General features: G+C 52.2%; 10 protein-coding genes and 1 tRNA gene. 7 read left to right on the top strand and 4 right to left on the bottom strand.

The genetic code is table 11. The features are described from left to right. Window positions 1–25: 25 nt before the first annotated feature. Entirely contained in the window at window positions 26–532 is a 507-nt protein-coding gene (gene mug, locus FFT88_RS16615; protein ID WP_135403927.1) for a G/U mismatch-specific DNA glycosylase, read from the bottom strand. Window positions 533–657: 125 nt separating this feature from the next. Between mug and FFT88_RS16610 the strand changes: the two genes are divergently transcribed. Further along, window positions 658–733, top strand: a tRNA-Ile gene (locus FFT88_RS16610). 60 nt (window positions 734–793) lie between these two features. Here FFT88_RS16610 and nfeF read toward each other — a convergent pair. Next, window positions 794–1,558 (bottom strand): NADPH-dependent ferric chelate reductase NfeF, encoded by a 765-nt coding sequence (nfeF, locus tag FFT88_RS16605; RefSeq protein ID WP_135403926.1) that lies wholly within the window; start codon window positions 1,556–1,558, stop codon window positions 794–796. A 276-nt stretch (window positions 1,559–1,834) separates the two neighbouring features. Here nfeF and nfeR point away from each other — a divergent pair, with 276 nt between their 5' ends. After that, a complete protein-coding gene (gene nfeR / locus FFT88_RS16595; protein ID WP_130218239.1) occupies window positions 1,835–2,458 on the top strand; it encodes a DNA-binding transcriptional regulator NfeR in 624 nt (207 codons plus the stop codon). A gap of 118 nt (window positions 2,459–2,576) precedes the next feature. Here the strand turns inward: nfeR and aer are convergent, their stop codons facing one another. Continuing rightward, entirely contained in the window at window positions 2,577–4,097 is a 1,521-nt protein-coding gene (aer, locus tag FFT88_RS16590; protein WP_135403924.1) for an aerotaxis sensor receptor Aer, read from the bottom strand. A 417-nt stretch (window positions 4,098–4,514) separates the two neighbouring features. Here aer and ygjG point away from each other — a divergent pair, with 417 nt between their 5' ends. After that, window positions 4,515–5,894 carry a putrescine aminotransferase gene (gene ygjG / locus FFT88_RS16585; protein WP_135403923.1) on the top strand — a complete coding sequence of 460 codons (1,380 nt, stop codon included), beginning with the start codon at window positions 4,515–4,517 and terminating at the stop codon, window positions 5,892–5,894. Window positions 5,895–5,935: 41 nt separating this feature from the next. On the opposite strand, the gene FFT88_RS16580 is transcribed toward ygjG, so the two are convergent. Continuing rightward, window positions 5,936–6,268: a tRNA-binding protein gene (locus FFT88_RS16580; protein ID WP_000450588.1), complete on the bottom strand. Its 333-nt coding sequence runs from the start codon at window positions 6,266–6,268 to the stop codon at window positions 5,936–5,938. 218 nt (window positions 6,269–6,486) lie between these two features. On the opposite strand from FFT88_RS16580, the gene ebgR reads away from it, so the two are divergent. The 4 genes from ebgR (at window position 6,487) to FFT88_RS16560 (ending at window position 12,688) form a co-directional block, all read left to right on the top strand. Then, complete coding sequence (ebgR, locus tag FFT88_RS16575; RefSeq protein ID WP_135403922.1) at window positions 6,487–7,470, top strand: transcriptional regulator EbgR; 984 nt, start codon at window positions 6,487–6,489, stop codon at window positions 7,468–7,470. A 183-nt stretch (window positions 7,471–7,653) separates the two neighbouring features. Beyond that, window positions 7,654–10,746, top strand: coding sequence for a beta-galactosidase subunit alpha (gene ebgA / locus FFT88_RS16570; RefSeq protein WP_135403921.1), 3,093 nt, complete (start codon window positions 7,654–7,656; stop codon window positions 10,744–10,746). Beyond that, complete coding sequence (locus tag FFT88_RS16565; RefSeq protein WP_001219954.1) at window positions 10,743–11,192, top strand: beta-galactosidase subunit beta; 450 nt, start codon at window positions 10,743–10,745, stop codon at window positions 11,190–11,192. The genes ebgA and FFT88_RS16565 overlap by 4 nt, the downstream gene beginning before the upstream one ends. A gap of 62 nt (window positions 11,193–11,254) precedes the next feature. Further along, window positions 11,255–12,688 (top strand): amino acid permease, encoded by a 1,434-nt coding sequence (locus tag FFT88_RS16560; protein WP_135403920.1) that lies wholly within the window; start codon window positions 11,255–11,257, stop codon window positions 12,686–12,688. The last annotated feature ends 34 nt before the right edge of the window (window positions 12,689–12,722 follow it).

Here is a 12,722-nt window from a genome sequence, read left to right as displayed (position 1 = left end):
AACGCCACCTTTTCGGTGGCGTTTTTTATCGCCCACGCACCACCAGTGCCTGGTCCAGTTCCCGATACGCCTCCACCAGCTTTTCCAGAGAAACGCGACTTAAACCGCTGGGATTTGGCAGTACCCAAATCTGCGTCGAACCAATAGTGAGCGTTTGTTTCCCCCACTGTGCGCCGCGCTGGCTGAATCCTTGCTCATAGGCCTGTTTGCCCAGAATCGCCAACGCCTGAGGCTGATAATCTTCAATTTTTTCAATCAGCTTACGCCCGCCTGCGTGCATCTCCAGCTTTGACACTTCATTGGCTTGCACCGTTGGACGGTCAACCAGTTTGGTGACGCCACAACGATAATCCAGCAGATGCTGCGCCTCCTGCGGCTTCAACTGTCTGTCAGTAAACCCGGCCTGATAAATCACCTTCCAGAAACGGTTCGCCGGATGAGCAAAAGGAAAGCCAGTATCCGCAGATGAAAGCCCCGGATTGATGCCGCAAAACACCACGCGCAACCCTGGTGCAATAATATCTTCAACCATATTAACCCCTGAACAACACAACCTGGGGAAAGTATAACGAATTGAAAACACATTGTTTATAAAAACAGCAGGCGCGCGGTAATGGCTGGATTGCGACACGGAGTTACTTTATAATCCGCTACCATGGCCCCTTAGCTCAGTGGTTAGAGCAGGCGACTCATAATCGCTTGGTCGCTGGTTCAAGTCCAGCAGGGGCCACCAGATACAGTAAAGGCTGACGAGAAATCGTCAGCCTTTTTGCTTTTTTGATATGGAAAGCAATTACTTCGCGTGCCAGTAAGCCGCTGCGCGTACCCGTTGAGGGTCATACTGTTCCGCTTCAAAGCGACGGCTTAAATTCTTAACGACTTTGCCTTCGCCGGTTATCCAGATGAAGTAATCATCGGCAGGGATTTGCATCTGCGCCAGACGCGCATCTACCGCCTGCTCATCATGCGCCAACCATTCGATATTAAAACCATCAAGGTGCGCAAGATAATCCTGACAGGCGTTATCCCGCACGCTGACCAGCGCGGTAACTTGCGGTTTAACGGCAAGTTTGCTCAACGTTTCCAGGCGGCGGCGCAGTGCGGGCATCCCGGACTCATCGCAGACATACAACTGATACGCGTAATCCTCTGGCACCAACAGCGAACCGCGCGGACCTGCCACCGTGAGTTTATCGCCCGGTTGCGCCTGCATCGCCCAGCCGCTGGCGACGCCGCCTTCGTGAATAAAGAAATCGATCGCCAGTTCATGGCGTTGTTCGTCATACAGCGGCGTATAGTCACGCGACGGTGGGCGTGGTCCTTCCGGCCAGACGATCCCCTCTTCCGTTACCGTTGGCGGCACAAAGTGAGCGTCAGATTGAGGAAAGAAGAGTTTGCTGTGATCGTCAAAGCCGCGCGACGTAAAGCCGTCCAGCGCCTCGCCGCCGAGGACAATGCGCTGAAAACCAGCGCTGATGCGCTCAACACGTAACACAGTCAGTTCACGGAAGCGCAGATCATTGCGAACGCGCTGCGGGTAGCGGGGGGAGTTATTCATTGTTATCGCCTTCGTGATGGTAATCAGATATATCTAAATAAATTTCGCAAATGATAATGATTGTTAATCATGATAAATGCAAGCGATTTGTAGAACTGATATATCTGAAGTATGTGAAGGCATTCAGCGCCATAGCAAGGCTGCCGGATGCGGCGTGAACGCCTTATCCGGCCTGGATGTTGAGTACATCTGCGTTTAAAAATCATTTTTACACTTGCAAGAACTCTCACATCAGATATAAATTAGATATATCTAATTAAGCAAAAGGAGGCTGATATGAGCCATCATCACGAAGGGTGTTGTAAACATGAAGGCCAGCCACGCCATGAAGGCTGCTGCAAAGGTGAGAAGTCAGATCACGAGCACTGCGGACACGGTCACCAGCATGAACACGGTCAATGCTGTGGTGGTCGCCACGGTCGCGGCGGCGGTCGTCGGCAGCGTTTCTTTGGTCACGGTGAATTGCGTCTGGTGATTCTGGATATTCTCTCGCGCGATGACAGCCACGGTTACGAGTTGATTAAAGCGATTGAGAATCTGACCCAGGGGAATTACACCCCAAGCCCGGGCGTCATCTACCCGACGCTGGATTTTCTGCAGGAGCAGTCGCTGATTACCATCCGCGAAGAGGAAGGCGGTAAGAAGCAGATTGCGTTGACCGAACAGGGCGCGCAGTGGCTGGAAGAAAACCGCGAACAGGTGGAGATGATTGAAGAACGCATCAAAGCGCGTTGCGTTGGTGCGGCGCTGCGCCAGAACCCGCAAATGAAGCGAGCGCTGGATAATTTTAAAGCGGTGCTGGATTTACGCGTCAATCAGAGCGACATCAGCGACGCGCAGATAAAAAAGATCATTGCGGTGATCGACCGCGCCGCGTTTGATATTACGCAACTGGATTAATCACCGATTGCCGGATGCGGCGTGAACGCCTTATCCGCCTACACACCCCGTAGGCCTGATAAGATGCGCCAGCATCGCATCAGGCATCGTGCTCCAACCGCCGGATGCGGCATACCGATTAATGCAGCACCGTCACCGCGTCTTCCAGTCGGCTGGCGCGGTGTTTCACCATCGCCGACACCTGCGCACTCTCTTCCACCAACTCGGCGTTTTTCTGCGTGATCAGGTTAAGCTCATCCACCGCACGGGTCAGGCTGGAAAGCCCATCGGCCTGTTCCAGCGTTGAATGGCTAATCTGGGCGATCAACTGCGTGACGTTTTTTACCTGCGCCACAATATCATCCATCGTCCGTCCGGCGGCGTGTACCTGCTGCGAACCGGATTGTACCTTATCAGCACTGGCATCAATCAGCTTGCGGATATCGTTGGCAGCATTGGCGCTGCGGCTGGCTAAATGACGCACTTCCCCTGCCACCACTGCAAAACCTTTGCCCTGTTCGCCGGCACGCGCCGCTTCCACCGCCGCATTCAGGGCGAGAATATTGGTCTGAAACGCAATATCGTTAATCAGCGAAGTAATGGTGCCAATGCGCTGGGTACTGTCGGCGATATCGTCCATCGTCTTGATCACCGTGGTCATCGCTTCCCCGCCCTGCACAGCCGCATTACTGGCGGTGATAGAAAGTTTATCGGCAGCCGATGCTGTGGCTGAGTTCTGTTTCACCGACGCCGCCATCTGGTTCATGGTCGCCACCGTTTGCTGAACGTTATCAACCGTCTGCTGAGTATGCTCGTTCAGTTCATCTGTGCCTTTTGCCAGCGTCTCACTACCGTTTCTGACGCTGGAAACCTGGCTTGAGACATCATTAATCAACCAGCGACACATCAGGCCAAGCTGCCCTACCGCGCGTAATGTCAGCCCCAGCTCATCGCTGCGATTCAAATGCTCAACACTATTACGTTCTCCGGTCGCCACCTTCAGTGCCTGGCTGGCGACATTTTCTATCGGGCGTACAATTTGCCATTCAAAACAGGCATTTCCCAACAACATCACTAACGCACAGAGGAAATACGTCACCACCGGCACAGCGGCAAACCAGAGCATGGCCGCCAGCACGATAAACATCAGTGTCATCACTCCACGCACTCGCCAGCGAAGCGGTAATGAAGGCAGTTTACCCAGCCAGCCTTTACGCACCACCAGGCCTTTATGAATACGTTTATTGGTACGTCCAGCGTTCAGCGCCTTATACAGCGGCTCCACCGCCGCGATTTCTTCATCCGTCGCCCGGGAGCGAATCGACATATAGCCACTGATTTTGCCCTCGCGCACCATCGGCACCGCATTCGCCCGTATCCAATAATGGTCGCCATTTTTGCGGCGATTTTTCACGATGCCGCTCCAGGGTTCCCCTTTTTTCAGGGTGTACCACATATCCGCAAACGCCGCTTTTGGCATATCCGGGTGACGCACCATGTTGTGCGGCTGGCCCTGTAACTCCTGCAAGGTATAGCCGCTCACTTGCACGAAAGAATCATTGGCGTGGGTGATATAGCTTTGCAGATCGGTAGTGGACATCAGGGTAGTATCGTCAGCCAGCGGGGTATTTTGCTGGGTGACATACGGATGAGAAGACATAATCGCGTCCTGTGCAGGTTATATGGTTGTTAACTTCTTGTCGGAAGTTATGTCGGCCCCGGCGCGGTTATCTTTAGCACTTTAATTTGATTTAGATCGCAATTTGCAACTAAAGCACAAAACCTAATCCCTTGATTTAAAATACTTTCATTCTGTTATTATCCGAGAACGTTAATTATCTTGCCCAAAAATCCGGCATTTATTGCCCTGAAAGAATGCATTTGCACAGCGATCGCAAAATTCCCCCCCGATAAAATCGTACAAAATAACGACAACAGTTAACATTTAGCATTAAATGTTACGCAAATGATAATGTAATTTGTGTTTATCCCGATTTTCGCGATCGCAGCCGGAGTGGCGCAATCCCTGCAATACTTAAATCGGTATCATGTGATACGCGAGCCTCCGGAGCATATTTTGAACAGGTTACCTTCGAGCGCATCGGCTTTAGCGTGCAGCGCCCACGCCCTGAATCTCATTGAAAAGCGAACGCTGGATCATGAGGAGATGAAAGCACTTAACCGGGAGGTGATTGAATACTTCAAAGAGCATGTCAATCCGGGGTTTTTAGAGTATCGCAAATCTGTTACCGCTGGCGGGGATTACGGAGCCGTAGAGTGGCAAGCGGGAGGTTTAAATACGCTTGTCGACACCCAGGGACAGGAGTTTATCGACTGCCTGGGAGGTTTTGGAATTTTCAACGTGGGGCACCGTAATCCAGTTGTGGTTTCCGCCGTACAGAATCAACTTGCGAAACAACCGCTGCACAGCCAGGAGCTGCTTGATCCGTTACGGGCGATGCTGGCGAAAACCCTTGCTGCGCTAACGCCAGGTAAACTGAAATACAGCTTCTTCTGTAATAGCGGCACCGAGTCCGTTGAAGCAGCGCTGAAGCTGGCGAAGGCTTACCAGTCACCGCGCGGCAAGTTTACTTTTATTGCCACCAGCGGCGCGTTCCACGGTAAATCACTTGGCGCGCTGTCGGCCACGGCGAAATCGACCTTCCGCAAACCGTTTATGCCACTGCTGCCAGGGTTCCGTCATGTCCCGTTTGGCAATATCGAAGCTATGCGCACGGCCCTTAGCGAGTGCCAAAAAACCGGTGATGATGTTGCTGCAGTGATCCTCGAACCGATTCAGGGTGAAGGTGGCGTAATTCTGCCGCCGCCAGGCTATCTCACCGCCGTGCGTAAGCTGTGCGATGAGTTCGGCGCACTGATGATCCTCGATGAAGTACAAACCGGTATGGGGCGCACGGGCAAGATGTTCGCCTGCGAGCATGAGAACGTACAGCCGGATATCCTCTGCCTTGCCAAAGCGCTCGGCGGCGGCGTGATGCCGATTGGCGCAACCATCGCTACTGAAGAGGTGTTCTCAGTCCTGTTCGACAACCCGTTCCTGCATACCACCACCTTTGGCGGCAACCCGCTGGCCTGTGCGGCGGCGCTGGCGACCATCAATGTGTTGCTGGAGCAGAACTTACCGGCTCAGGCTGAACAAAAAGGCGATATGTTGCTGGACGGTTTCCGTCAACTGGCGCGGGAATATCCCGATCTGGTACAGGAAGCGCGTGGTAAAGGGATGTTGATGGCGATTGAGTTTGTTGATAACGAAATCGGCTATAACTTTGCCAGCGAGATGTTCCGCCAGCGCGTACTGGTGGCCGGAACGCTCAATAACGCCAAAACGATCCGCATTGAACCGCCACTGACACTGACCATTGAACAGTGTGAACTGGTGATCAAAGCGGCGCGTAAGGCGCTGGCGGCCATGCGAGTCAGTGTCGAAGAAGCGTAATATCAAATCGGATGGCGATACGACGTCGCCATCCGATCTTTTTATACGATACGTACGCCCGCAGGCATCATCCGCTCCGGCGTTAACAGCACGCTTTCACTGCCGTCATCGGTTTCCGCACACAACAGCATGCATTCCGACGTTTCACCGCGCATTTTCGCTTTTTGCAGATTGCACAAGACCACCACCGTTTTCCCCATCAGCTCTTCTTCGCTGTAGTACGGCACCAGGCTGGTCACGGTTTGCAGCGTTTTTTCCCCCACATCAACCTGTACGATGTACAGCTTGTCGGCGTTTTCATGGCGTTTCACTTCCACAATCTTTCCGACGCGCATTTCCAGACGTGCAAAATCAGCGTAAGCCACGGTTTCCATTGCTTTCTCCCTTCGAGTAAAATTTTACTAAACTATAGCAAAAGTTTTTCTCAATCCTGTAGGCTAAAAATGGAGAATGCAGGCGTGATCACATTCGCAAGCCGCTGTGTTACCGTTACAGCGTCAAAGAAACGCGCTTTATTTACTGAAAACAGGTGACCCGATAAGCACTTCCTCTACAATGGAAGCGCACATCAGGGAAAGTAAAAAAGGTAAACATGGCAACACTAAAAGACATCGCAATCGAAGCTGGCGTATCCCTGGCGACAGTATCCAGGGTCTTAAATGACGATCCGACATTGAATGTGAAAGAAGAGACGAAACATCGCATTCTCGAGATCGCCGAAAAGCTGGAGTACAAGACCAGTAGCGCCCGTAAACTACTGACAGGCGCAGTCAACCAACACCATATTCTGGCTATCTACAGCTACCAACAGGAGCTGGAGATCAACGATCCTTACTATCTGGCGATCCGCCACGGCATTGAAACCCAGTGCGAAAAGCTGGGCATCGAGCTCACCAACTGTTATGAACACAACGGATTGCCGGACATTAAAAACGTCACCGGTATTTTAATTGTCGGCAAACCCACGCCTGCCCTGCGCGCCGCCGCCGGCGCGTTGACCGACAATATCTGTTTTATCGACTTTCACGAACCCGGCAGTAATTACGATGCGGTAGATATCGATCTGGCACGCATCAGTAAAGAAATCATCGACTTCTATATCGTTCAGGGCGTTAATCGCATTGGTTTTATTGGCGGTGAAGATGAGCCGGGCAAGGCGGATATTCGTGAGGTCGCCTTTGCGGAATATGGCCGACTGAAACAAGTGGTACGCGAAGAGGATATCTGGCGCGGCGGTTTTTCCAGTTCGTCGGGCTATGAACTGGCAAAACAGATGCTGGCGCAGGAAGACTATCCGAAGGCACTGTTTGTTGCTTCCGATTCCATTGCTATCGGCGTACTGCGGGCAATTCATGAACGTGGCCTGAACATCCCACAGGATATTTCGCTTATCAGCGTGAACGACATCCCCACCGCGCGATTTACCTTTCCGCCGCTCTCCACCGTGCGCATCCATTCCGAGATGATGGGAAGCCAGGGCGTTAACCTGGTGTATGAAAAAGCCCGCGATGGTCGCGCGCTGCCGCTGTTAGTCTTCGTTCCCAGCAAATTAAAACTGCGCGGCACGACCCGTTAAATCTCCTTACACACTGTCCGGCAATCGTTTTTGCCGGACAGTGCTGCCGTTTATTTTCGTGATCCAGTTAAAGTAAATGCATTTACCTGCTACTTTTTAGTAAAAATTTTACTAAACTCCCCAACAATTACACAAACTACCATCACCATGAATGGTTCCGATTTCTCTCTACCGGGAGGCCCTATGAATCGCTGGGAAAACATTCAGCTCACCCACGAAAACCGACTTGCTCCGCGTGCGTACTTTTTTTCATATGACTCTGTTGCGCAGGCGCGTACCTTTGCCCGTGAAACCAGCAGCCTGTTTCTGCCCTTAAGCGGTCAGTGGAATTTCCACTTTTTTGACCATCCGCTGCAAGTGCCTGAAGCCTTCACCTCTGAGTTAATGGCTGACTGGGGGCATATTACCGTCCCCGCCATGTGGCAAATGGAAGGTCACGGCAAACTGCAATATACCGACGAAGGTTTTCCGTTCCCCATCGATGTGCCGTTTGTCCCCAGCGATAACCCAACCGGTGCCTATCAACGTATTTTCACCCTCAGCGACGGCTGGCAGGGTAAACAGACGCTGATTAAATTTGACGGCGTCGAAACCTATTTTGAAGTCTATGTTAACGGTCAGTATGTGGGGTTCAGCAAGGGCAGTCGCCTGACCGCAGAGTTTGACATCAGCGCGATGGTTAAAACCGGCGACAACCTGTTGTGTGTGCGCGTGATGCAGTGGGCGGACTCTACCTACGTGGAAGACCAGGATATGTGGTGGTCGGCGGGGATCTTCCGCGATGTTTATCTGATCGGAAAACAACTCACGCATATTAACGATTTCACCGTTCGTACCGACTTTGACGAAGCCTATTGCGATGCCACGCTTTCCTGCGAAGTGGTGCTGGAAAATCTCGCCGCCTCCCCTGTCGTAACGACGCTGGAATATACCCTGTTTGATGGGGAACGCGTGGTGCACAGCAGCGCCATTGATCATTTGGCAATTGAAAAACTGACCAGCGCCAGCTTTGCTTTTACTGTCGAACAGCCGCAGCAATGGTCAGCTGAATCCCCTTATCTTTACCATCTGGTCATGACGCTAAAAGACGCCGACGGCAACGTTCTGGAAGTGGTGCCACAACGCGTTGGCTTCCGTGATATCAAAGTGCGCGACGGTCTGTTCTGGATCAATAACCGTTATGTGATGCTGCACGGCGTCAACCGTCACGACAACGATCATCGCAAAGGCCGCGCCGTTGGAATGGATCGCGTCGAGAAAGATCTCCAGTTGATGAAGCAGCACAACATCAACTCCGTGCGTACCGCTCACTACCCGAACGATCCGCGTTTTTACGAACTGTGTGATATCTACGGCTTGTTTGTGATGGCGGAAACCGACGTCGAATCGCACGGCTTTGCTAATGTCGGCGATATCAGCCGTATTACCGACGATCCGCAGTGGGAAAAAGTCTACGTCGAGCGCATTGTTCGCCATATTCACGCGCAGAAAAACCATCCGTCGATCATCATCTGGTCGCTGGGCAACGAGTCCGGCTATGGCTGTAACATCCGCGCGATGTACCACGCAGCGAAGGCGCTGGATGACACGCGACTGGTGCATTACGAAGAAGATCGCGATGCTGAAGTGGTCGATATTATTTCCACCATGTACACCCGCGTGCCGCTGATGAATGAGTTTGGTGAATACCCGCATCCGAAGCCGCGCATCATCTGTGAATATGCTCATGCGATGGGGAACGGACCGGGCGGGCTGACGGAATACCAGAACGTCTTCTACAAGCACGATTGCATTCAGGGACATTATGTCTGGGAATGGTGCGACCACGGGATCCAGGCGCAGGATGACAACGGCAATGTCTGGTATAAATTCGGCGGCGACTACGGCGACTATCCCAACAACTATAACTTCTGTCTTGATGGTTTGATCTATTCCGATCAGACGCCGGGACCAGGCCTGAAAGAGTACAAACAGGTTATCGCACCGGTAAAAATCCACGCGCTGGATCTGACTCGCGGCGAGCTGAAAGTCGAAAATAAACTGTGGTTTACCACGCTTGATGACTACACCCTGCACGCAGAGGTGCGCGCCGAAGGTGAAACGCTCGCGACGCAGCAGATTAAATTGCGCGACGTTGCGCCGAACAGCGAAGCCCCCTTGCAGATCACGCTGCCGCAACTGGACGCCCGCGAAGCGTTCCTCAACATTACGGTGACCAAAGATTCCCGCACCCGCTACAGCGAAGCCGGGCATTCTATCGCCACTTATCAGTTCCCGCTGAAGGAAAACACCGCGCAGCCAGTGCCTTTCGCACCAAATAATGCGCGTCCGCTGACGCTGGAAGACGATCGTTTGAGCTGCACCGTTCGCGGCTACAACTTCGCGATCACCTTCTCAAAAATGAGTGGCAAACCGACATCCTGGCAGGTGAATGGCGAGTCGCTGCTGACCCGCGAGCCAAAGATCAACTTCTTCAAGCCAATGATCGACAACCACAAGCAGGAGTACGAAGGGCTGTGGCAACCGAATCATTTGCAGATCATGCAGGAACATTTGCGCGACTTTGCCGTAGAACAGAGCGATGGTGAAGTGTTGATCATCAGCCGCACGGTTATAGCACCGCCGGTGTTTGACTTCGGGATGCGCTGCACCTACATCTGGCGCATCGCTGCCGATGGCCAGGTTAACGTGGCGCTTTCCGGCGAGCGTTACGGCGACTATCCGCACATCATTCCGTGCATCGGTTTCACCATGGGGATTAACGGCGAATACGATCAGGTGGCGTATTACGGTCGTGGACCGGGCGAAAACTACGCCGACAGCCAGCAGGCTAACATCATCGATATCTGGCGCAGCACCGTCGATGCCATGTTCGAGAATTATCCCTTCCCGCAGAACAACGGCAACCGTCAGCATGTCCGCTGGACGGCACTGACTAACCGCCACGGCAACGGTCTGCTGGTGGTTCCGCAGCGCCCAATTAACTTCAGCGCCTGGCACTATACCCAGGAAAACATCCACGCTGCCCAGCACTGTAACGAGCTGCAGCGCAGTGATGACATCACCCTGAATCTCGACCACCAGCTGCTTGGCCTCGGCTCCAACTCCTGGGGCAGCGAGGTGCTGGACTCCTGGCGCGTCTGGTTCCGTGACTTCAGCTACGGCTTTACGTTGCTGCCGGTTTCTGGCGGAGAAGCTACCGCGCAAAGCCTGGCGTCGTATGAGTTCGGCGCAGGGTTCTTTTCCACGAATTTGCACAGCGAGAATAAGCAATGAGGATCATCGATAACTTAGAACAGTTCCGCCAGATTTACGCCTCTGGTAAGAAGTGGCAACGCTGCGTTGAAGCGATTGAAAATATCGACAACATTCAGCCTGGCGTCGCCCACTCTATCGGTGACTCATTGACTTACCGCGTGGAGACAGACTCCGCGACCGATGCGTTATTTACCGGGCATCGTCGCTATTTTGAAGTGCATTACTACCTGCAAGGGCAGCAAAAAATTGAATATGCGCCGAAAGAGACATTACAGGTAGTGGAATATTATCGTGATGAAACTGACCGTGAATATTTAAAAGGCTGCGGAGAAACCGTAGAGGTCCACGAGGGGCAAATCGTTATTTGCGATATCCATGAAGCGTATCGGTTTATCTGCAATAACGCGGTCAAAAAAGTGGTTCTCAAAGTCACCATCGAAGATGGTTATTTCCATAACAAATAACAACTACGGCGGCAAAAGGAGTTTGCCGCCACCGCTACCCTACTCATTTTCGGAGATGTGTTATGTCTGATACCAAACGTAATACAATCGGTAAATTCGGCTTGCTCTCGCTGACTTTTGCCGCCGTTTACAGCTTTAACAACGTTATCAATAATAATATTGAGCTTGGACTGGCCTCGGCACCGATGTTTTTCCTCGCGACGATTTTTTATTTTATTCCCTTCTGTCTGATCATCGCAGAATTTGTTTCGTTAAATAAAAACTCAGAAGCTGGTGTCTACGCGTGGGTAAAAAGTTCGCTGGGCGGACGTTGGGCATTTATTACTGCCTATACCTACTGGTTCGTAAACCTGTTCTTTTTCACCTCGCTGTTGCCGCGCGTTATTGCTTATGCTTCGTATGCCTTCCTCGGCTACGAATATATTATGACGCCGATTGCCACCACTATTATTAGTATGGTGCTGTTCGCCTTCTCCACCTGGGTTTCTACCAACGGGGCGAAAATGCTGGGGCCAATCACCTCCGTCACCTCAACACTGATGCTGCTGTTAACGCTCTCCTACATTTTACTGGCAGGTACGGCGCTGGTTGGTGGCGTACAGCCTGCCGATCCGATCACCGTTGACGCGATGATCCCGAACTTCAACTGGGCGTTCCTCGGCGTTACCACCTGGATCTTTATGGCCGCAGGTGGCGCGGAGTCCGTCGCGGTGTACGTTAATGACGTCAAAGGCGGTTCAAAATCGTTCGTTAAAGTGATCATCCTCGCCGGGATTTTTATCGGTGTGCTGTATTCCGTCTCCTCGGTGCTGATTAACGTCTTCGTCAGCAGCAAAGAGTTGAAATTTACTGGCGGATCGGTGCAGGTATTCCACGGCATGGCGGCGTATTTTGGTCTGCCGGAAGCGCTGATGAATCGCTTTGTCGGTCTGGTGTCCTTTACCGCGATGTTCGGTTCCCTGCTGATGTGGACCGCAACACCGGTGAAAATTTTCTTCTCCGAAATCCCGGAAGGCATCTTTGGTAAGAAAACCGTCGAACTGAACGAAAACGGCGTTCCGGCGCGCGCGGCGTGGATCCAGTTCCTGATCGTCATCCCGCTGATGATTATCCCGATGCTCGGTTCCAATACCGTGCAGGATCTGATGAATACCATTATTAATATGACTGCCGCAGCGTCCATGCTTCCGCCGTTATTCATCATGCTGGCGTATCTGAATTTACGTGCCAAATTAGATCACCTGCCACGCGATTTCCGTATGGGCTCCCGCCGCACCGGTATTATCATTGTTTCAATGCTGATTGCGATATTTGCCGTAGGGTTTATCGCTTCGACATTCCCGACTGGCGCGAATATTCTGACCATCATTTTTTATAACGTCGGCGGTATTGTTATCTTCCTCGGCTTTGCGTGGTGGAAATACAGTAAATATATAAAGGGATTAACGGCTGAAGAGCGCCATATTGAAGCGACGCCAGCCAGCAATGTTGATTAAGCAGACTAATAAAAAATGAGCAGGCATTTTCCCT

The sequence above is a fragment of the Escherichia sp. E4930 genome, from assembly GCF_005845405.1.
Lineage (GTDB): Bacteria > Pseudomonadota > Gammaproteobacteria > Enterobacterales > Enterobacteriaceae > Escherichia.
The sequence above is the reverse complement of the archived record's forward strand: the minus strand, read 5'-3'. Positions and strand labels throughout refer to the sequence as shown.

What these genes read in the sequence shown, in the direction of transcription:
- mug (WP_135403927.1), bottom strand. Translation starts at nt 532, where the DNA reads ATGGTTGAAGATATTATTGCACCAGGGTTGCGCGTGGTGTTTTGCGGC.
- nfeF (WP_135403926.1), bottom strand. Translation starts at nt 1,558, where the DNA reads ATGAATAACTCCCCCCGCTACCCGCAGCGCGTTCGCAATGATCTGCGC.
- nfeR (WP_130218239.1), top strand. Translation starts at nt 1,835, where the DNA reads ATGAGCCATCATCACGAAGGGTGTTGTAAACATGAAGGCCAGCCACGC.
- aer (WP_135403924.1), bottom strand. Translation starts at nt 4,097, where the DNA reads ATGTCTTCTCATCCGTATGTCACCCAGCAAAATACCCCGCTGGCTGAC.
- FFT88_RS16580 (WP_000450588.1), bottom strand. Translation starts at nt 6,268, where the DNA reads ATGGAAACCGTGGCTTACGCTGATTTTGCACGTCTGGAAATGCGCGTC.
- ebgR (WP_135403922.1), top strand. Translation starts at nt 6,487, where the DNA reads ATGGCAACACTAAAAGACATCGCAATCGAAGCTGGCGTATCCCTGGCG.
- ebgA (WP_135403921.1), top strand. Translation starts at nt 7,654, where the DNA reads ATGAATCGCTGGGAAAACATTCAGCTCACCCACGAAAACCGACTTGCT.
- FFT88_RS16565 (WP_001219954.1), top strand. Translation starts at nt 10,743, where the DNA reads ATGAGGATCATCGATAACTTAGAACAGTTCCGCCAGATTTACGCCTCT.
- FFT88_RS16560 (WP_135403920.1), top strand. Translation starts at nt 11,255, where the DNA reads ATGTCTGATACCAAACGTAATACAATCGGTAAATTCGGCTTGCTCTCG.